At 31.1% G+C, this 21,505-nt stretch carries 19 protein-coding genes; 4 read left to right on the forward strand and 15 right to left on the reverse strand.

The annotated features are described in order from the left end of the window. Positions 1-8: 8 nt before the first annotated feature. Positions 9-878: a hypothetical protein gene (locus ACFPTQ_RS07070; RefSeq protein ID WP_379775613.1), complete on the forward strand. Its 870-nt coding sequence runs from the start codon at positions 9-11 to the stop codon at positions 876-878. Here the strand turns inward: ACFPTQ_RS07070 and ACFPTQ_RS07075 are convergent. Continuing rightward, the gene (locus tag ACFPTQ_RS07075) at positions 875-4,606 is read right to left on the reverse strand and encodes a metallophosphoesterase (RefSeq protein WP_379775616.1); all 3,732 of its coding nucleotides are present in this window, start codon (positions 4,604-4,606) and stop codon (positions 875-877) included. The two genes, ACFPTQ_RS07070 and ACFPTQ_RS07075, sit on opposite strands and share 4 nt — an antisense overlap. A gap of 25 nt (positions 4,607-4,631) precedes the next feature. Here ACFPTQ_RS07075 and ACFPTQ_RS07080 point away from each other — a divergent pair, with 25 nt between their 5' ends. After that, positions 4,632-5,825 (forward strand): Pycsar system effector family protein, encoded by a 1,194-nt coding sequence (locus ACFPTQ_RS07080; protein WP_379775618.1) that lies wholly within the window; start codon positions 4,632-4,634, stop codon positions 5,823-5,825. On the opposite strand, the gene ACFPTQ_RS07085 is transcribed toward ACFPTQ_RS07080, so the two are convergent. From ACFPTQ_RS07085 to ACFPTQ_RS07120, 8 genes are all read right to left on the reverse strand, one after another. After that, positions 5,822-8,185 carry a GAF domain-containing protein gene (locus ACFPTQ_RS07085; protein ID WP_379775620.1) on the reverse strand — a complete coding sequence of 788 codons (2,364 nt, stop codon included), beginning with the start codon at positions 8,183-8,185 and terminating at the stop codon, positions 5,822-5,824. The genes ACFPTQ_RS07080 and ACFPTQ_RS07085 overlap by 4 nt on opposite strands. Before the next feature lie 73 nt (positions 8,186-8,258). After that, on the reverse strand, positions 8,259-8,501 hold the full coding sequence (locus tag ACFPTQ_RS07090; RefSeq protein ID WP_379775622.1) for a hypothetical protein: 243 nt from the start codon (positions 8,499-8,501) through the stop codon (positions 8,259-8,261). Positions 8,502-8,703: 202 nt separating this feature from the next. Continuing rightward, positions 8,704-9,762 carry a nucleoid-associated protein gene (locus tag ACFPTQ_RS07095; RefSeq protein ID WP_278035273.1) on the reverse strand — a complete coding sequence of 353 codons (1,059 nt, stop codon included), beginning with the start codon at positions 9,760-9,762 and terminating at the stop codon, positions 8,704-8,706. 94 nt (positions 9,763-9,856) lie between these two features. Then, positions 9,857-10,396, reverse strand: coding sequence for an IS1096 element passenger TnpR family protein (locus tag ACFPTQ_RS07100; protein WP_379775624.1), 540 nt, complete (start codon positions 10,394-10,396; stop codon positions 9,857-9,859). A gap of 103 nt (positions 10,397-10,499) precedes the next feature. Beyond that, positions 10,500-11,102 (reverse strand): HPP family protein, encoded by a 603-nt coding sequence (locus tag ACFPTQ_RS07105; RefSeq protein ID WP_379775626.1) that lies wholly within the window; start codon positions 11,100-11,102, stop codon positions 10,500-10,502. A gap of 14 nt (positions 11,103-11,116) precedes the next feature. After that, positions 11,117-12,388, reverse strand: a complete 1,272-nt coding sequence (locus ACFPTQ_RS07110) for a chloride channel protein (protein ID WP_379775629.1) — start codon at positions 12,386-12,388, stop codon at positions 11,117-11,119. Between the two features lie 200 nt (positions 12,389-12,588). After that, entirely contained in the window at positions 12,589-12,978 is a 390-nt protein-coding gene (locus ACFPTQ_RS07115; RefSeq protein WP_379775631.1) for a VOC family protein, read from the reverse strand. A gap of 8 nt (positions 12,979-12,986) precedes the next feature. Further along, positions 12,987-13,544: a sugar O-acetyltransferase gene (locus ACFPTQ_RS07120; RefSeq protein ID WP_379775634.1), complete on the reverse strand. Its 558-nt coding sequence runs from the start codon at positions 13,542-13,544 to the stop codon at positions 12,987-12,989. Between the two features lie 1,344 nt (positions 13,545-14,888). On the opposite strand from ACFPTQ_RS07120, the gene ACFPTQ_RS07125 reads away from it, so the two are divergent. Next, entirely contained in the window at positions 14,889-15,104 is a 216-nt protein-coding gene (locus tag ACFPTQ_RS07125) for a TlpA disulfide reductase family protein (RefSeq protein ID WP_379775636.1), read from the forward strand. A gap of 461 nt (positions 15,105-15,565) precedes the next feature. Beyond that, a complete protein-coding gene (locus ACFPTQ_RS07130; RefSeq protein ID WP_379775638.1) occupies positions 15,566-15,778 on the forward strand; it encodes a hypothetical protein in 213 nt (70 codons plus the stop codon). A 160-nt stretch (positions 15,779-15,938) separates the two neighbouring features. Here ACFPTQ_RS07130 and ACFPTQ_RS07135 read toward each other — a convergent pair whose 3' ends face one another. The 6 genes from ACFPTQ_RS07135 to glf form a co-directional block, all read right to left on the reverse strand. Continuing rightward, a complete protein-coding gene (locus ACFPTQ_RS07135) occupies positions 15,939-16,961 on the reverse strand; it encodes a COX15/CtaA family protein (RefSeq protein WP_379775640.1) in 1,023 nt (340 codons plus the stop codon). A gap of 27 nt (positions 16,962-16,988) precedes the next feature. After that, positions 16,989-18,407: a CCA tRNA nucleotidyltransferase gene (locus tag ACFPTQ_RS07140; protein ID WP_379775643.1), complete on the reverse strand. Its 1,419-nt coding sequence runs from the start codon at positions 18,405-18,407 to the stop codon at positions 16,989-16,991. Positions 18,408-18,473: 66 nt separating this feature from the next. Beyond that, complete coding sequence (locus tag ACFPTQ_RS07145; RefSeq protein ID WP_379775646.1) at positions 18,474-18,818, reverse strand: GxxExxY protein; 345 nt, start codon at positions 18,816-18,818, stop codon at positions 18,474-18,476. Positions 18,819-18,892: 74 nt separating this feature from the next. After that, entirely contained in the window at positions 18,893-19,462 is a 570-nt protein-coding gene (locus ACFPTQ_RS07150; protein WP_379775648.1) for an L-threonylcarbamoyladenylate synthase, read from the reverse strand. Positions 19,463-19,585: 123 nt separating this feature from the next. Then, positions 19,586-20,350: a DUF4422 domain-containing protein gene (locus ACFPTQ_RS07155; RefSeq protein ID WP_379775650.1), complete on the reverse strand. Its 765-nt coding sequence runs from the start codon at positions 20,348-20,350 to the stop codon at positions 19,586-19,588. Next, on the reverse strand, positions 20,343-21,452 hold the full coding sequence (glf, locus tag ACFPTQ_RS07160; RefSeq protein WP_379775653.1) for a UDP-galactopyranose mutase: 1,110 nt from the start codon (positions 21,450-21,452) through the stop codon (positions 20,343-20,345). The genes ACFPTQ_RS07155 and glf overlap by 8 nt, the downstream gene beginning before the upstream one ends. Positions 21,453-21,505: the final 53 nt, after the last annotated feature.

Consider the following 21,505-nt stretch of genomic DNA (forward strand, 5'->3'; position numbering starts at 1 on the left):
AATTAGAAATGAAAAAAGTCTCTTTAGTAATTTTAGCATCTGTTTTATTTGCTTTTTGTCAAAGTGAAACTCCAATTGTGAATGAATTATTTGATTTGCCTAAGAAATTAAAGGAAGTTTCAGGAATTACGTATACAAATAACTCAAATTTAGCATGGCTATTGGAAGATAGTGGGAATGCTAATGAAATTTACGGAATTAATAAGGAGGGAAAACTTGTAAAAACAATAACAATTTCTCAAACTAATAATATAGATTGGGAAGATATTACTAAAGATAGTCAAGAAAACTTATACATAGGTGATTTTGGTAATAATGACAACATTAGAAAAGACTTGGCAATCTATAAAATTGCTAAAGATTCCTTGGATAATGAGTCGGTGATACCTTCCTATAAAGTGAGTTTTGCCTATCCTGAGCAAACCGAATTTCCACCAAAAAAGACCCAACTCTTTTTTGATGTAGAGGCTTTTGTGGAGTACAATAACAACTTTTATCTTTTTACTAAAAACCGTAGTAAAGGTTTTGACGGAACCACATTTTTATATAAAGTACCCAATAAATCTGGTTTTCATTCTGCTAAATTGTTAGCTAAGTTTAAGGCAGAAGGTAATTTTGAAAATGCAGCTATTACAAGTGCCGCCATTAGTAATGATGGTAAAAAAGTGGTTTTACTTAGCCATAGTCAAATCTGGATTTTTGAAAATTTTACTTCCGATAATTTTTTCTCTGGTGCCGTAAAAAGAGTCAAACTCAATCATTTTTCGCAAAAAGAAGCAATTTGTTTTATAGACAACAAAACACTTTTAATTGTGGATGAAAAAACGAAAAAAATTGGTGGTAAGTTGTATCAATTGGATTTGAATTCATTGCATTAGAATCCAAATCCAAGACCAAAAGCGATTCGAACTTCTTCATCGGCAGTGGCTTTAAAATAGCTTAATCGAGCGGTTAGGGTATTTAAACCATTGAGCCATAAACCACCACCTATGGACTGATGCCATTTGTTAGAACTTTCGCCCTCTAGCCAAACTCTACCGTAGTCATATCCACCAAAAAAGCCATAAGACATTGGAATTAAACTATTTTTAATTTTTCCAATGGAAAATCGGATATCACTACTTTGAAAAAAAGATTGATTACCAATAAAACGTTGATTTCTAAATCCTCTAAGGTCAAAATCGCCTCCTAGGGCTGCAGCTTGATAAAATTCATAATTAGAATTCAAAATTGCCTTTGCTTTCAATAAAGTAGCTATAACAATTTTGCCTTGAGCATCTATTTTATGATTGAAATTCAATTTGGATTCCAATGTTGGAAAGTTTTGTTTGCTGTTGTTTGTATTTATTTTCCAATTTGCCGCTATCAAAAATCCCATACCCATGGATGGAAGTGAAGGTATATCGTAATTTTCATAACTGTACTGTGTTGTTATTCCAGCAAATTGTTGGTTTTTAAAGATTTTAGGATTAACAATATTGGGGATTGAAATATAACGATCCGGGGTGTTTTCTACATCAAAATTTTCATAAGCAATTTGGAAACTTAGTTTACTCCCTAAACGACCTATTTTTTCAATTTTTGGAGCCAATTTTAACATACTAATTTTAACCCGATTATAATTCATCCCGTTGATTTCATCGGTATTAGCAGTTTGATTTCCATAGCCAAAATAATTGATTGCAAAATTGGGACTTGTAAATTGAGTATCAAAACCAAAATTCCATTTTCCTATTAATTTAGGAACACCCAATTGGTAATTAAACTCAAAACCATCTGTAGCAAAATAATAGTTGGCTTTAAAAATGTGTTTAAAAGTATAAGGATTCTGCTTAAAATGATTTATAGTATAATTAGTATTTATACCTAATTTAATCCCATCGTCTGGATTAAATCCTATTGAAGGGATTCCCGAAAAAGCATTGTATTTTGGTTTTTGATAATTGTAATAATTGGTTTCATAGTCATCAGTCAAAAGCTTTTTAGTATTTGAAGCGGTATTAAAATTGTTTTTTTTGCTTTTAAAATCGATAATACTAATGTTTATTCCGTTAGAAATAGAGTAGGAGTCGTTGTTTTGACCTCCAATCAATTTGATTTTTATGGCTGATTTTTGAGTGTTTTGTGATTCAAATACATCTTCGTCATCTAAACCATATATCCAGATATTTTTTGTTGATTGGGCATTGAATTTTTTAGTGAGAACTAATTCTTCTCCTTCTTTTTTCATTCGTAAAGAAGAAATTTCAACTTCATGTTTTGAAATTGGATTGATTGTAAAACGGTCTTTTTTATTAGTTCCAACAATAATGGCTGTTTTTTGTAAAACGCTATTGTATTGCGTTGCATAATTGACTAATTGTTTTTTTCTGTTTTTTAATTTTTCTATTATAGAAGTAATTGTAGCATCTTGAACTTCCTTTGGTAAATTACTAAAAGCATTGTCAATACTGACGTCACTTAAATTTTCTTGGATGAATTTAGCTTGAGTAATCCAATCTTTTTCCTCTGCTTTTTTCAAAACCGCAAGATCTAATGGATAGGGTTCCCTATTAAACCATTTAACATTTTTGATATTGTTTTTAAAACTTTGCATATGACGAAGCGATGGGATGTTCATCAGCAGCGATAATAAAGTACCGTCATATTTAGTAAAGGCCTGATCACGATCACGAGGGATGGATTTGTAAATAACCTTATCATTTGTTTTATATTCGGCCCAACGCCATTGATCAAAGTGCCTGTCCCAGTCGCCAATAAGCATGTCAAATAATCGTGCTTTGATGTATTCTTGTTCATCAACAGCATATTTTTCGTCTTTTTGTAAATTTTCAAGGAGTTCATCGGTGGAAATAATAGCTCCAGATTTGCCAAAACTAGCAAGCTCTTTTTGACTATCTGAAGGTCTTTCTTCTACATAATACAATTCGTCACCAAAATTACTATTGAAATCACCTAAGGCCTTTTGTTTTGGGATGAAAAATAACTTTGGATTGCTATGGAAAACGCCAATTGGTTTGGCTAATTTTCCAATCGCTAAGTTCGTATAAGGATGTGATGTGGTATAAAAATCATATAGGAATTTCTCGGCATAGGTGTTTTCAAATTGATTTTCTACATATTGGTCTTTGAAGGCAACACTTTGCAAAAATCGGCTCACGCTCTTTTTTAAGGCGCGCATCGTATATTCTTTACCCTCTTTTGTTTCAAGTCGTAGCGATTTAGATTGATGTCCCCCACCGGCTCTATTGGGAGTAAGACCGCCATATAAACTGTCTAATGAAACAACAGGAACATCAATTAACTGACTGTAATATTGTCGATAATGATTGCCAAATAGAAATTTATGAAAGAGACTCTTTTGAGTCATCTCGCTACTGTAAATCGAAGTTTTTGTTGTATTTGCGAAAGAAGTTGCGTAATGATTTAGTTTACTTTTTTGAGGTTCTAAAAGTGTTTTTTCAAACAGATTCGTAACTTCATTATTTTCAATTCCAAAAAACTGAACAACTGATTTTCCATTGGTATAAACCGTTACAATCGCAAAACCATTTTTCCCATAGGAAAAGTCATTAGGAAATATAGCTCTTGCAGCTTCTGATTTTGAACCAGCACCGCTTATAATTTGTTTGACGTTTTGATTTTCGATGTATTGTAAATTGTGATCGTGTCCAGAAACAACAATAACTTGATCTTGATTTTGCAATAAAGTTTTTATGCGTTTAACTAAAATTTGATATTGCTTGTTTTGAATATCCTGCGGACTAATTCCTGATGTTTTTCTAACTAAATTGATAAAAGAACCCAAAACAGGTAGCGGAATTTTTTGTTCGAGTGGGAATAATTGTTTTTCTAAAGAAAATTGTCCACCATGTGTTCCGTTACTCATCAAAGGATGGTGCATAGCAATGATTATGGTCTTGTCTTGATTTTTGTTTAAAATACTTTCTAATTCTTCAAAGAAAGCTTCACGAGTTTTGATGGAACAATCATCATTAATTGTTGGAATTTTATTCCAATCCTCTAAAAACCATTGACTATCAATAGTAATCAGACAAATTTGCTCATTGATTTTTTGGTCATCAATCGGACAACTATTGGCTGGTAGAAACGCTTTTTTGTTATTGAGAAATTGATTAACTAATTTTTCTTGCTGTTTTAATCCATCAATTCCAGAATACCAATCATGATTTCCAGGTATGAATATTGTTTTTCCTTTAAATCCTGCTGTAATGGCTAATTGTTTGTTTAGTTTTTCAAAAGCAATATCATACGCTTTTTTGTCTTTTTCATTAGGTATTCCTTTTGGGTAAACATTATCACCTAAGAACAATAAAGTTGCATTTTTGTCGGAGGCTACTAGTTTATTTTGTAAAGCATTAAGTATCTTTTGGGCATTTTCTTGATCAGCATTTCCAGCATCTCCGATTAAAAAAAAGCGATGTGCAATTTTTGTGGTGTCCTTATCGTTTGTAAGTAGGTTTTTAATTGAATCTTTTCCATATTGAGCCCTATTAGTAGAACAAGAAATGTTTAAAACTAACGCAATAGAAAGGATAAAAAATATTTTGATTTTTAAGAACTGTATAACCGAAAACAATTTCATAATTTAGTAGTATAAATATTCACTTATGAGCTTTACAGACCAAGTACAAGATTTTGTTAAAAATTTACTCAAAGATAAGCTTTCTGAAGCATTTATCTATCATAACTTTAATCATACATCTGAGGTAGTAAAGGCAGTAAAATTACTTTCAGAACACGAAAATATAAGCCTGGACGAACAAGAAGTGTTGCAAGTGGCAGCCTGGTTTCACGATACAGGTTATGTGCAAGGTTTTGAGAATCATGAGGAAAATAGTGTGAAAATTGCTTCAGAATATTTGACAAAAGAAGGGAAATCAGCCGATTATATATCGAAAGTGAGTGATTTGATTTTAGCTACTAAATATGATTTTGTTCCAACAACTCTGCCAGAAAAAATCATGAAAGATGCCGATTTTTATCATTTTACATTGGCAAATTATTGTGAGCGTTGTAACCTTTTAAGAGAAGAATGGGATTGTTTTAAATTCAAGCAACTACCAAATGATTTGGCTTGGGCCAAAGAAAATTTGAAAGTACTAACACAGTTACATCAGTATTACACGGATTATGCTATAGCTAATTGGCAACCTCTAAAAGAAAAAAATATTACCATCATTAAAGAAAAAATAGCGCAAATGGAAGAGGTAAATCAACCTAAACCAATAAAAAAAACTAAAGAAGAAAAACAAGCAAAAACGCCAAAACCAGATAGAGGAATTGATACTTTATTTAGAGTAACATTAAGTAATCATACGCGTTTAAGTGGTATTGCAGATAGTAAAGCAAATATTTTATTGTCAGTAAATGCAATTATTATTTCAATTGCACTTTCATCGATCATACCTAAACTTGATAGTCCAAATAATGCCCATTTGGTAATTCCAACATTTATCATGCTAATGTTCAGTGTAACTTCTATTGTTTTTGCTATTTTATCCACAAGACCCAAAGTAACAAGTGGAACTTTTACCCGAAAAGATATTGAAGACCAGAAAGTGAACCTGTTATTTTTTGGAAATTTTTACAAAATGCCATTAGATGAATACGAATGGGCCGTAAATGAAATGATAAAAGACAATAAATATTTGTATAATTCTATGATTAAAGATTTGTATTTCTTGGGCGTTGTACTTGAAAAGAAATACCGATTACTTCGTATTACTTATAATATCTTTATGGTGGGGATAATTATTTCTTTTTTGTCTTTTTTTCTAGCTTTTTACTCAGATAGACTTTAATTAATAGCGTCTAGCAAATCTTTATAGGTATATTGAGATTCTATTGATTCATCGGTGTTTAGAACTTTAATTCTTAGCGCTTTTAATCCGTTTACACCTTGAAGTTCTTCTACTTCAAATTGTTCAATTTGAGGTTCAAGAATACCTTTGAATTGAAGGAATTTAATATATTTCAAATATTCTACTTCTTCGTATTGATGAGAATATACAATTGTTATTTTTTCTTTTTGTGTGATACGTTCTTTTGTTCCTTTGATATTTGCTTTGTCAATTCGTTTTTTTACTACTTCATATCGAGCATTGTAGGTTCCGTCAACATCAAAGCGTTTTTCGTCCATTCTAAATCGGATCGATATAGGTGAACTAAAAACTAAAATTAAAGAACTTACATCTAGTTTGTAAGGAAGATTCTTTTTAAGACGATGATGTTCTAACTCCATCTTGCATAAAGTTTGTAATTGCCACAATCGTAAGTTGTTTAAATACATTAAATCAAACGATTGGTTGGGAGTAATAGAATCACCTATATAAATATTGTGTTCTACGCCATCGGTTTTGAAGCGTTCAAAATAGTGGGGGAAAATTTGTTGTGCTTCATTTTGTTCATGGTCAAGAACATCGGCCATTTTTTTATTGATAATCGCCATTGCTTCGTCAAATTGTTTTCGAGCATGGTAAAAAAGATTCGTTTTAGGATCTAAATTTTTAAAGTAAGTATCAATTAAAAATTGCTCTTCTTTATCGATAATTGTGTTATTCAATAAAGGGTGAACTTCCTTTTCTATATAGTTTTGAATTTGTTGTTCTGTATCTGCTTTTAAATCTTTTTCTAATTCTGAAAAGAAAGTATTTAGTTCAAATTTTCGTTGTTCTAATAATGGTAGTCTACGAATTGTTTTTGACACTTCGAATATGTTCAAAATACTTTGCAATTGAAGTCTTAAGTCTTCTTTTACGGTATTATTTCGATGTTCAGAAGAACCATTTATATCTATTTGTCCATACAAAGGATAAACCTCTTTGAAAACAATTTCTTTGAAGTTGTAGTTTTTAGTATTGTCGTTAATTTGTAAATATTTTTGAGCTTCAGCTTTAAATTTCCATGAAACACTTGAATGAATGGCAGTATATTCACGTTGGATAATTGCTTCAATTTCATTTTGATAATCGGTATTAAAGCGTTCGAGTGTATTTACAATATTAGGTAATATTAAATTGAGATTATTAGCATTGATACTGTTTAATTGTTTTGGTACAGCCGAAACAAGTTCTATGATACCTAAGAGTTTACCGTCTTTAACAATAGGGGTAAAGATGCAACTTTTAATATTTTGATTCAGGAGTACTTGGGCAAATTTTTCATTTCCAGGGATTTCTCCAAAGGCTTCTACATTTGAAATAATGAAGTTTTCTTTAGTTTCTAGAAGCTTGTTAGCAGGACAATTTAAAAACGCACTACAACATTCTGTGTCATTACTGTTTTGAAGGATGAAGCTGTCAATTTTTGTTTTTTCATAAGGTAATTTTGTAAATCTAGCTTCGTCTTCATTATAAATACTGATACCAATTTTTAAATCAGGAACTTTAAAGAAGGATCTAAAAATGTTTTCAATTGATTTTTCATCTTCCTCTGTTTTATTGTCCCTTTTTAAAAGATTACTCTTTAAATTTGAAATAGCAGTTTCTTTAGTGGCGTCAAATAAGCTAATGATACCAAATCCTTTTAAAACCCAGCTTTCGTGAGGAAATTTTTCTTTCCACAGCGCTACATTTTCAAAATTATCCATTAATTCGTCAATGTCTGCTGTGCTTAAATTTGGAGCTTCTTTTAATGGGTAAATATCTACGAAATCGGCATTGTATAGAATTCGATAGTGATAAATTACGCCATTAGCATCCGGAATATCATAAAATAAGGGTTTGTTATAATCAAAATTTTGATTGTAATAAGCGTTTAAAATCAGAATACAGCTTAAAACATAAAATTGATCATCACTAAAATCTTCAATTACTAAATTAAAATCGCCAGCATTTTTTAGAATTTTTTTAAATCTTTTAGAATAATTGAAAGTGATATTTTGAAAAGGTATGGTAACTGCTTTTATTTCATTATTAGTTAATGCCGTTGGGAATAAATCGGCAAGTAAGTTTCTAATAATTTTTTTATTATTTGTTATGATTGAAAAATCTTCAATTCCAGTTCTAAATTCTGGAATTGGCTCTATTTCTTTCAGTAAAGATTTGGCATAATTGGAACGATAATCAATATCTGATAAGGCAATTTCTTCCAGTGACTCAATAAGTTTATGAAAAGAAATTATAGTTTTAAAAGGACTCTCTTTGAATAAAAGATGATTCATTTTACTTTTTGTTTAGTATACAAAAATAGTGAATTATCCTGATTTGATAGCCTAAGTAGAAATAGAAGTTGTGCTATTGTTTTGTTAAAAGCTTTTTTTTGCAAAAGGAAACTAAGGCTTCGTTTACTTCTCTTAATTCTGGCGTTAAAAGAGTTATGGCTCCTGCCTCGTTATTAGTAAGTTCCATTTGACAAGTTTTACATTTGTATTCTTTTAGGTGGTTAGTAATACTTCTGGAGGTAACAATATCGTGACCAAAAAGGGTACAGTATAGTTTTTTTCCAATGAAAACGGTTTTACTTAATTTAAAATCCATAGAACTAGAGGTTAATTTGGTTTTGGGATTATAAAAATATTAAAACCTAGATATAAATACGTAAAAAATCGACTAAGTACTTGTTTTTGTGTGTTTTGTAAGTCTTGTTTTATTTTAAAAATAGTTGGTAAATAAAAATCTCCAATAGTATGAACCATTGGAGATTAATAAATAAACTAAAGAAATAATGAAATTGGGATAACTAAGATTTTTGTTCTTTGTTAAAATAAACTAAGTAGTAATACATTTGTTTTTCTTCGTCCCATCCTTTTTCAACAAACTTTTCAGCACTCTCAGGATTGATAAAATCCATTTTGATTTGAATGTTGGTGTCAAGGTTAATAACATTTTTGATAGATTTTCTAGCGTCACTTACGGCAGCATTTGCAATAGGGAAGGAAGTAACGTCTTCAATGCTGTATTTTTCACCTTTGTCTACTTTATAGTTTTTAAACTCAGGAATCAAATCAGGATTGTCTAACACTTCATTTAGGAAGTTTTGTTCTTCAAATTGATCGTTTTTGGCAAAATAGTTTACCGAACGGTTCATGAACATTACTTCTTCTTTTTTGTCCTCTGCTGGGAAAACAACATCTTTAGCAAATCCTTGACAGAATTTAAGATACTTTTTAGTAATGAAGTTTTCATCTTCAAACGCATCAACAGATAAGAAGTGTTCTAACCAATAACGCGCATCATAGCGGTTGCTATCAACAGTTAGGATTTTATATCCTTCTTCTTTTTTATGATTGAAAATCAAACAGCCTTTGTCTAATTTATTTAAATTGATTCCTTGCTGTAGAATCATTTCTAGATTAGAAGCTTTTTCTTCAAATTGTAAAAAATCGGTTTGTAATTCACTTTTAAAAATACCCACTACATCCACTGGTGTATTGTCGATATTTACATTCGTAATATGTGCAATATAGACTTCTCCATTTTTTATATGTGGATGATTGGATTGTTCAAATAAATGTTTGGTGATTTTTTTAGAAACCTCATGGGTGTTATTTGGGTTTTCAAAAATTTCAGTGGCATATTTGTACATGTCATTGTAATCCAAATCCACTTCGTGAGCAAATTGATAATAGTTTTCTTCTTTCTCTCTAAAGGGTTTCAAGAAGAATTCTTTGATTAGCGGAACAATTTCATCTTGTAAGCTAAAAGGTTGCTCTGATAAAAAGATAGCCTCATTTCGGCTTTTATTTCCTACTCTGTGAATAGAAAGTGTCTCGATGTGTGCGTTGAATAAGTTGATCATGTTTTGTTTGTGTTTTTAGATGCGAAAGCCAAGAAAAAAGACTGTTATTTTGAGGTCTTCCATCTTGGCTTTTGAATAATTTTATGCGGTTATTCTAGTTCCAATTTTCTTCAAAGCCGTAATCTTCGTAGCTGTCGTCTCCTTCAAACATATCCATGTCGTCATCATCTAAGCCATCTTCGAATTCGCCATAAAAATCATCTGCATTATCTGCTTCAAAGTTTTTCTCTAAAGCTTCATCAGGCATTTCACCATGAGCAAATAAGGTTTCTGGATAAATTGCTCCGGCAGTTTGTTCTTCAATGGCTGCCAATTCTACTAAGAAAGTCCACATATTAATAAAATCATATACATAAATGATTTTAGTGTTTTCTTCGTTAAGAATGTCCGAAAGTTTATAATCACTCATGATTCGTTGTTCACCAGGAACATCACCAGTGTCAAAAAGTGAAATTTCATCTTCTTGATTCCAAGTTTCATCACAAGTGTAAAAAGAAGCGACTTCCATACCATCAAATCCAAAAGAGTTGAAGATTGCATTGTGTAAATCTTCTAAAGTATCGTCTTCCAAGATGGCGATATCTCTAAAAATATCTTCTTCGGCGTCTAAGATTACTCTAAATTTATAAACCATAATCGTTGTTTTTTATAAAAAGCCAAAGGTACATTTAATCCTTTTTAATCCCAATGCGATTTGTGAAATTTTATCAAAAAATCAAATAAGTTTTGATTATGAGTTAGTTGCTTTTTATGAATCGTTTGATAGTCTTAAGGTAACGCTTGTGGTAAGTGCTGTGTGCAGGGTACTTTCTGCTTGATGTCATGTTGTTAAAAACTAAAGCGGTGAGCAACAGGATTACTACGCCACTTAATACAGGAGATAGTATGTACCAATAACCTAAGCTTTTTATTTTTTGTGTGCCAATAACCGCTATCAAAGCAGTAGCTCCTCCTGGGGGATGTAGTGTTTTTGTAACTTGCATTGTTACGATTGATAAGGATACAGCAAGTGGTGCGGCGATGAAAAGGGTTTCGGGAAATAGTTTGTTAATCGTAACACCGATAATAGCTGAAATAAGATGGCCTCCAACCAAATTTCTTGGTTGTGAAAACGGACTTTCGATAATTCCATATACTAATACACTTGAAGCTCCGAATGAACCAATTAGGTAAACAACATCCTGATGTGAAAATTGTTTGCTTTGGAAATAAGCAATAAGTCCGATTCCAACAAAAGAACCTAAAAACGACCAAAACTGTTCTTTATAATCAATTAGTGTTTCTTTGTATAAGATGTATCGGGTTTTGCGATAGCTTCTTTTGATTTTAGCAGTGGGCATAATATTTATTGAATTTAAATATTTGGAACAAAAGTGTATACTGTGTTTGGGTATATTTTTTTTGCGGTATATTTAGAGATAAAACAGGCGGCTAGTATTGGGAAAAATAGAGTGTAATTATTAGTTAATCCACAAACTAAAAAAATGGCTGTAAGAGGAGCATGGATGCTCGCGCTCAAAACAGCTGCCATGCCTATAATCATAAAATTGACAGGGATTATTTGAGTGTCGAAAAAAGTATTGAGTACAGAGGCTACTAATGCTCCCAGAAAAGCACCAATAAATAAACTAGGCGCAAAAACACCTCCATCTCCTCCGGAAGCCAGAGTGATTGAGGCTACTATGGGTTTTAAAAGCAAAATACCAATAAAACTAAATCCTAATGTAAGTGTTAGAGGGATTTCATTGCTGTTGATAATTGTTTTTATTGCATGATAACCCTCTCCGTATAATTGAGGAAAGATAAAAAGGGATATGCTTAAAATAAAAGAGCCTAGTATGATTTTGTAATAATGAGTTTCAATTTTTGCAAATTTAGATTTGAAAAACAATACACATTTGGTTAAATATACCGAATTGATTCCGGCTAAAACTCCCAATAAAATAAAATAAGGAATTGCTTTAAAATGCCAGGTAGCAATGTTAACTGAAAAAAGAGGTTCTTCTTTTAGTAAAGTTAATAATCCAAAAGCAATTGAAACAGCAATTAAATTTGAGATGATAAATGCCCTGCTAATTTTTCTGGAAATAACTTCAATTGCAAATAGGATTCCGGCAATTGGACTGCTAAATAAAGCGGTAATTCCTGCTGCAACACCGGCGCATATCAATTCGGTTTTGTATTGGCGAAATATATTTTCTTTTTGATGTGCTACTGAGCCAATGGTAGCGGTGGCAACAACAGTAGATACTTCGATACCGGTAGATCCTCCAAAAATTACTGTTAATAAACCATTGATGGTGTGCGAAGGGATTTTGTACGAAGGGAGATGTTTAGTTTTAGAATTAGTGCTTTCAAAAACTTCTTTAATTCCTTTGTTTTCTTTTTTCTTAAAGAGATATTCACGTAAAAAATAAATTACCGATAAACCAAAAACAGGAAATAAAATATAGAAATACGGATTAACATTGGCTTGATGAAAAAATATTTCTTCGTAATGTTCCGTCATTTTTTTTAAACTTATTCCTAAAAAAGCAGAAAGAAAACCAATTAAAATAGAGACGATTACTAGTTTTTGAAATTTAATTAGGTGGTAGTTTTTTTTAATTCGAGCAGTGGTTTTCATTACTTGAAATCTTTAATGAACGCCAAAATTATGTAAAAAAAATAAAAACCTGCGTTTTCGCAACAAAAAATTAGTTTTTTTTAACTAGGGAAAAATGTTGAATATCTGCTTTTGATTTATCTACTAATGAGATTTTACAACAAAGAATCGGTTAATTTGAGTTTTTTTTTTGGGGTTTAGAGGTAAATTAACTTAAGAAATTACAGTTCGTAAAATTCAATCGGAAGTTCATCAGGATCGCAAATAAAAGTGAATCGTTTGTTGGTAAATTCGTCAATACGAATGGGTTCGCTATTGATTTTTTTAGTGTTTAGGAAAGTAATGGTGTCATCAAGATTGGTTACTGCAAATGCGAGATGACGTAATCCGCAGGCTTCAGGTCTGGAAATTCTCTTTGGTGGATTAGGGAAAGAAAATAGTTCGATGCAGTAATTATTATTTAGTGCTAAATCGAGTTTGTAGGATTGACGTTCTTTTCGATAAACCTCTTGGATAATTTTTAAACCGAGAATCTCGGTATAAAAATGTTTTGATTTTTTATAATCCGAACAGATAATGGCAACATGATGGATTTTGTTGAGTTGAAGCATTCTTGAATTTATTGATTTAGTTTGCGAATTACTTTGGCAGGGTTACCAACGGCAAGAGAATTGTCGGGGATGTTTTTGGTTACCACCGAACCGGCTCCGATAACAGATCCGTTTCCGATTGTTACTCCGGGGCAAATAATTGAATTGCCTCCTATCCAACAATCGTTTCCTATGGAGATGGGTAGTGCGTTTTCAAGTGTCTTTCTTAGTTCGGCATCGAGTGGGTGAGTAGCGGTGTAGAGTTGAACTCCGGGTGCTATAAATACATTCGAACCGATAGTTACTTTTGCACAATCCAGCACTACACAGTTTACATTAAAATAAACATTGTCCCCACAAAAAATGTTGTACCCATAGTCGCAATGAAAAGGAGGTTCGATGTATAAATTTTGACCAGCATTCGGGATTAATTCTTTTACAATTTCTTTTGCTTTTTTGGTTACTCGGTATTCAGTAATGTTTAATCGGTGTAGCAAATTTTTAGCTCTTCTTCGGTCTTTAATTAAGATGGGGTCAGTCGCTAAATAATACTCTCCATCGATCATTTTTTCTCTCTCTGTTTTCATGTTTTTTTTTGGTGCTTTTTTAAGGTGTTTTTTCAGGTCGTTTTTTAACTGTTTTTGAAGGTTGGAAATGGTGTTTTGTGGGGCTTTTTTTAGTCTCAAAAATGACGAAAAAAAAGCTTTTTAAAATGTGCATTTTTAAGAGATGAATCTTACTGGTAAATATAGGTTAAAAATCTAAAAACGGAATTTCTTTAGAGTGGTATTTTTTGATGGATAGAATAGAGGTTGTTTTTTGAGAGATGCTTTTAGGGGTGAATTTTTGAAGCTAAAAGTAGCTAGAGTGGAGGTTGTTTAGAATTAAAAATCAGCTTTTTTTTTGAAGCTAAAACGGATGTTGTTTTTACTTAAAGTTATTGTTTATATAATTGTATTTAATGTTATTTGTATTTTTGATTGTGTTTGTTGTTTTTGAGTTCATGAAGCATTTTTTAAGTTGTTGTTGGTGGTTTTTTTATTTGTTAATTTACTTATTTGAATAAGTAAATTTAAAATACTGGAAATAAATATTTTAAACTGTTATTATAGATTATCTCTATAGCTGTAAATTATAGATTTTTAAAGGATTTTTGCTTGATATTATCAAAGAAATCAAGATTTATATATTTTTTAGTTCTTAATTTGGTTTGAGTGCATAATGAAGTTATAGTTTTCAAAAATAGTTTTTATTTTTAGATTTAGAATGATGTTTTGAAGTTTATTTTATTTCATTTTTTTTGTCTAAAAAAAAGTGATGTTAAGGAGCATTTTGGTGTGTTGATTTCTTCTTTAATTTTTAGTTGAAAATGAATCTGAAAAATAGTAATTCAAATGATTTTTTTGGTTTTCATTTTCTGATGTTGATTTTGGGATTGATTTTTAAATTGGTTTCAGACTCTTTTTAAAAGATCAAAACTGGAGTTTTTTTTGCTTTTTTTTCGGTGTTTTTTTTGCTGATTTCGAGGCGTATTTTGAGTTAGATTTTGGTAGTTTTTCAGAACAATTTTGATACCAAAAATCTTGTTTTTTGAAGTCTGAAAAGTAGGTTTTTTTAAGTGTGAAATTGATGTCTTTTTTGAGTTGAAATAGTGTCGTTTTGATAATGGGAAAATGTGTTTTTAAGAAGTGATTTTGATCTCTTTTTTCAGTAATAAACAGTACTAATTTTTTGTTAAGTAGAAGGATAAAACAATATAAAGATTGTAAATTCGGGAGGCTTTAAAATCAAAATTACTAATATGAAGTAAGTAGTTTGGTTCGTTTTTTTGGTGTTTTTTAAATGACTTTTCAAGCTCAAAAGGTGGCTATTTTTGACTCGTATTCTGAATTATAAAAGAAGGTTTTGAGTGATAAAACGAAACTTATGTAGTGAATTTTTGGGCAACTTGGTGTCATCCATGCGTGGAAGAATTGCCCTATTTTGAGCAACTCAACTCAGAGAAAAATGAGCTAAAAGTAGTGTTGGTTAGTTTGGATTTTAAGAGTCAATATGAGGTAGACTTATTACTTTTTTTAGCAAAAAAAGTAATCAAATTTAAGATGTTTTTACTACAAATAAAGATTATGATAGCTGCTTGTCATTAGTTAATAAAGGCTGTTCAGGCGATATTCAGATAACTTTAATAATCAAAAAGGGGTGAAATTTTTTTATCGAGAAGGCATTTTCTAGTTACAAAGAATTAAATCAACATATCAATTCAATTATTAATTAACAATTTTATACTATTAAAAAATTAGCATTTTTATTTTTTTCGGTAGCCGTGTTTTTATCTTTGGCTTTTACTTTTAATCCACCTGTACCTTATAAAATTGGTGTTACAGCTACTGATTTAATATTAAAACCAGTTGATGATAAAAATGTATAGCATATTTGATAATAAGAAGAAAATGACTTTATAATGGTGTTTACTTGCTATTAATTTCCATTTGCAAAAAAAATACTAGGATCGAGTTAATGATTTAGCTAAAACATACAAGTCAAAAGGTTATGTTTTGTAGCAATTAACCCTAATGATCTAATACTTGAACCGTCAGATAACTTTGAAATGATGCTAAAAGGTGCAAAAGAAAAAGCTTTTGTTTTTCCTGGGTTAGACGAGGATAAAAAAAAATATCCTCAATACGGTGCGACAAAAACACCTCATGTGTTTTTATTAGTTAAAAACAGGGTGGTAAAATACATTGGTGCCATTGACGATAATGTAGATAGTCCTGCTGATGTAAAGGAAAATACCTTGAAGATGCTATTGCTGCTTTAGAAAGTGGTAAAACTCCTTCTCCAGAAACAACTAAAGCAATTGGGTGTGGTATTAAGGCTAAAAATTAGTATTATGTAATATTAATAAGAATATATTATAAACTGAACTACCCCCAGAAAGTATAAAGCTTTTTGGGGGCAGTTTTTTTTACTTATTTGTGTTATTTCGAAAAACGATGTAAACTATAGGTCATTGCAGATAGAAGGAAAAATGCGTTTACTTGGTGAATTAATCCTAGCCATAATGGTACGCCGTAAAGTAATGTAAATACACCTAGGGCAAACTGCACAAATACTAGGAATACAAGTGCTTGTAAGCTTCTTTTTTGGTTAAAGTCAATGTTGTATTTGCTGCTTTTGTAATATAAAAAAAGAATCATACCAGTTACAACATAAGCTAAAGTTCTATGGATGAATTGTACGCCACTTTTTCCTTCAGTGAAACTTAACAAAAGACTATCTTGTTCTAAGAAAACACTGTCGTGAATAAATTGCCCATCGCTCATTAATGGCCAGTGATTATGAATTAAACCTGCATTTAAACCTGCAACAAAACCCCCATATATAATTTGTAATAAAAGGAAAAATAGTGTGTATCGGGCTATGCTACGCAGTGTTTTTTCAATGTTTCGTTTTACAGGGTAAATCAAATCTAAAGCTACCCAAAATGTATATGCAAAGGTAATGAAAGCCGTAGTTAGGTGTAGCGCAAGTCTAAAGTGACTTACATCTGGATTGTCGATTAAACCGCTTTTAACCATAAACCAACCGAAGAAGCCTTGTAAACCTCCCAGTCCTAAGAGGATAAGGCATTTTTTTAAGGTTTCCTTGTCTAAACGCTTTTTAATAAGGAAATAGACAAATGGGATTATAAATACGATTCCGATAGCACGTCCAATAAAACGATGAAACCATTCCCAGAAATAAATAAATTTATAATCGGAAAGTGTAAAGTTGTTATGAATATTGATTTTTTGATATTCAGGAAACTGTTTGTACTGCTCAAATGCTTCTTGCCATTTTGCTTCCGTAAGAGGAGGAAGTGTATCGGTGATTAGGTGCCAATCGGTCATGGATAAACCGGAGTTTGTTAACCTTGTAATTCCTCCTACAACAACCATTATGAAGATTAATACACAGCCTGAAAGTAGCCAAATGATAACGGGTTTGTTCTCTTTTTTCATTTTATGTTTTCTATATTGTTTTGGAACTTATTTTACTTTTTCTAATCCCAGTTTTGCGGCACGTTTTAAAACAAACTGGTAGGCTGCCTCATACTCATTTGGGATTTCGCCTTCAAGAATAGCTTCTTTTACTGCTTCTTTTAGGATACCAATTTCACGAGAAGGTTTCAAATCGAATATTTCCATAATTTGTTCCCCAGTAATAGGTGGTTGGAAATTACGGATGGAATCTTTTTCTTCAACTTCGACAATTTTTTTACGAACTATTTCGAAATTTTTATGGTACTTCTTGAATTTCGCAGGGTTTTTAGTTGTGATATCTGCTTCGCAAAGGGTCATTAGGTTTTCGACATCTTCACCTGCATCAAAAACCAGTCTTCGAACAGCAGAATCTGTTACGATATCCTGTGCTAAAACAATTGGTCGTGAACTCATAATGACCATTTTTTGAACAAATTTCATTTTTTGGTTCAATGGCATGTGAAGGCGTTCAAATAGTCTTTTGACCATTTTTCCACCCAAAAATTCGTGTCCATGAAAGGTCCAGCCCTGTTTTTTATTGAATTTTTTTGTTGGTGCTTTTCCAATATCATGCAAAAGTGCCGCCCAACGCAACCAAACGTCATCAGTATTAGGGCAAATATTGTCGACTACTTCAAGAGTATGGTAAAAATTGTTTTTATGCGTTTGACCTTCAATTTCTTCCACCTGATTTAAAGCAGTTAATTCAGGAATTAATATGTCTAAAAGTCCCGTTTTGTATAAGTATAAAAAACCAATAGAAGGTTTTTCAGTTGATAAAATTTTGTTCAATTCGTCAACAATTCGTTCTCCAGAAATGATTTTGATACGTTCGGCATTTTTTGTGATTGCCTGAAGCGAATTTTCTTCAATATCAAAATTCAATTGGGTTGCAAAACGGATCGCACGCATCATGCGTAACGGGTCGTCAGAATAGGTAATGTCTGGATCTAATGGCGTTTTTAGAATCTTATTTTTCATATCAATTAGTCCATTAAACGGATCTAATAGTTCACCAAAATTAGCTTCGTTCAATGATAACGCCAAGGCATTGATGGTAAAATCTCTTCGATTTTGGTCGTCTTCCAATGTTCCGTTTTCTACTATTGGATTGCGGCTGTCACGAGTATAGGATTCTTTACGAGCCCCTACAAATTCGATTTCGGTGTCTTCATAACGCAACATTGCCGTTCCATAGTTCTTAAATACCTGAACTTTTGGTTTCTTAGGAAGTAATTCTGATACTTTTAAGGCTAATTCAATTCCGCTGCCCACCGCCACAATGTCAATGTCTTTTTTAAAATCACGACCTAAAATCAAATCTCTTACAAAACCACCAATAACGTAACTTTCAACTTGAATTTCATGTGAAGCTTGAGTTATTATTTTAAAAATGGGATGATGTAATGATGCTTTGTAGTTCATAGTTTATTTGCCACTGAATGGTATTTGATAATTAGAAACGTTTAAAAATTACCGCAAATTCGCAAATTAATTTTTTGAATTTATAATGCGTTTATATTCTAATGATATTAGGTTAAAGTTAGCTAGTATGGCTAATTTGTTTTTTGATATTTTTAAATAGTTGATGCATTGATTGTAATGACTATTATTGAAACAATCTACTGTTTTTATCTCAAGAATAATTTTATCATAAACTACAAAATCAGCATAAAATTTATGATTTAAGATAATGTCTTTGTATTGAACAGTATATTCTTTTTCTCTTTCGAAAGGAATATTTAATTTTTTTAATTCATATTCTAAAGCATCTTTATAAACAATTTCAGAAAAGCCTCCACCTAAATTTTTATGGATTTCAAAAAGAATTCCCATTAATTGAAAACTTTCTTCTTTGTGTCATTAAACTTTTTTGTTTAAATGTAATTCGTGAATTCGTGGCTCATTAATTACTTTCTAATAATCTTCACCTGAGAATCATTAGTCAACTTAATAATAGTTGACGGATTCTGGCAAATTTTTTCGCGATGTAAATTTACAACATAGTCTACACCTTTTATAATTTCGGGACTGATTTCTTTAAATGATTTTGGAGTAGGTTCTCCAGAAATATTAGCTGATGTAGAAACCAAAGGATTTTTCATTCGCTCCAATAACTTATAGCAAAAAGGTTCTTTTACCAATCGAACAGCTAAGGTATCGTCGGCGGCAATGATGTTTTTAGCAACATTTCGAGGATGATCCAAGATTAAGGTAGTTGGCTTTTCAGATAGATCAATAATTTGCCAGGCGACTTCTGGAATTTCTTTAAAAACATTGTAAATCATTCTTTCGCCATTTACTAAAACAATCATGCTTTTTGTTTCTTCACGTTGTTTTAATTTGTAAATCTTGGCAATTGCTTCGGGGTTTGTGGCATCACATCCAATTCCCCAAACGGTATCAGTAGGGTATAGGATAATACCTCCTTCTTTAATGATTTCGTAGGCTTTGTGTACTTCGGTATTAATATCTTGCATGGAATCTAAATAAAAGCAAAGGTATTCAATACAAGTTGTTTTAAGAAATTTGTTTGTTGTTTTTAATGTAAAAAAAGGCTTTGGGAATTGTTTTTTTAAGTACAATGCCCTTCTTTTTTGTGTTTACACATCAGTAATTTTATAAATAGGAACTGACTTTATTTTTAGTTTATTGTGATAAATATACATGTTAATTAGTCGTTCTGAAATAAAACCAAAAACTCTTGCTTGGTATTGGTCAGTAGGGATTGTAATTCTTTTTTCTAACTCAAAAAGAATAGAGAAAATCCAAGTATGGTATTCGTCAAATAATTTTTTTGAACATAACATCATATTACCCATATGGAATAATTTTCCATTGTCAAGATGAATATTAATGCTTTCTTCGTATTCTGGAAATTTTTCAAGAATTATTTTTTTTGTTTCATCCCAGTCTTCTTTTCTATGATCTTTACAGTAATTAATTCCTAAAGTGTATTTCTTTAGTTTATAGGGGATACCAACAATTACGTCATACTCTCGCAAAATAGAAGCGATTTTTTTAGTAGTTTTTTTGGGATTTGTTTTAAAAAGTTTAGTGTTTTTGAATTCTTCTCCTGTTATTTTTTTTTGTTTTGATGGTTTTAAATTATAGAAAGGATTGTAAAAATTAAAATACCTTCTGTAATGGCATATTCCAACATATTCAGCCTCCGTATAATTTTTCCATATCCAATATGTAGCGGTTAGTTCGCAAAAATTTGGGTTTTTAGAAGCTATATTATCTAGAGTATTATCTTTTAATATGTTATCCGAAATAGTAGGGTTTGTGCCTACTTGGATGGGTATAAATAAATCGTTTTGTAAAAGAGGAGATTCTTTGTGAGTAACTACAAAAATTTTAACCATTATTAGTTGTTTTTTTTACTGTATTTAATGCTGATGCAATGATTTGGTGCATGTCGTAATACTTATATTCGGCTAATCGCCCACCAAAGATAACATTTGTTTGTTCTGACTTTTGTTTGTATTGTTGATATATTTTTTGATTTTTTTGGTCATTAACAGGATAAAAAGCTTCTTTTTCAGAAGTCCAATTTTCAGGATATTCTCTTGTAATGATGGTTTTTTTTTGTTTGCCAAACTCAAAGTGTTTGTGTTCTATTATTCGCGTGAAAGGAATTTCTAGATCATTGTAATTGATGACTGCGTTTCCTTGGAAATTTTCGATATCTAGAACTTCTGTTTCAAAACGCAACGAACGATATTCTAATTGTCCAAATTCGAAATTAAAATATTCGTCAATTTTTCCAGTAAATACTATTTTGTCAGCAAGAGATTCATAATAGTCTCTGTTTTCGAAAAAATTAGTATTTAATTGTAGTTCTATACCTTTTAACAAGCCTTCCGTGATTTTATTGTAACCTCCAATAGGGATTCCCTGGTATTTATCGTTGAAATAATTATTGTCAAAAGTAAATCGAACAGGAAGTCTTTTTATGATAAATGCAGGAAGTTTTGTTGCTTTTCTTCCCCATTGTTTTTCAGTGTATTCTTTAATTAGAGTTTCGTAAATATCTTTACCTACTAATGAAAGTGCTTGCTCTTCGAGGTTTTTAGGTTCTTTAAAACCATAATTTTCAATCTGCGATTCAATTATGTTTTTAGCCTCTTGAGGTGTTTTGGTTCCCCATAGTTGATAAAAAGTATTCATATTGAAAGGAAGGTTGTAAAGTTTTCCTTTTGAGAGTGATAAAGGAGAATTAATGTAATTGTTAAATTCGGCAAATTGATTTACGTACTCCCAAATCAATTTATCATTGGTGTGAAATATATGTGCTCCGTATTTATGGACATTAATATCTTCGGTGTTTTCACAATATATATTGCCTCCACTGTGGTTCCTTTTGTCAATAACTAGACATTTTTTTCCCAATTTGGTCATTTCATGTGCAAAAACACTACCAAATAAACCAGATCCAACTATTAAATAGTCATATTTTTTCTCCATCACGCAAAATTAAATATTAAATAGTAAATTGCAAGAAATTTATATTAAAGTTT

It is taken from the genome of Flavobacterium sp. GCM10022190, from assembly GCF_042656445.1.
Lineage (GTDB): Bacteria > Bacteroidota > Bacteroidia > Flavobacteriales > Flavobacteriaceae > Flavobacterium > Flavobacterium nitratireducens.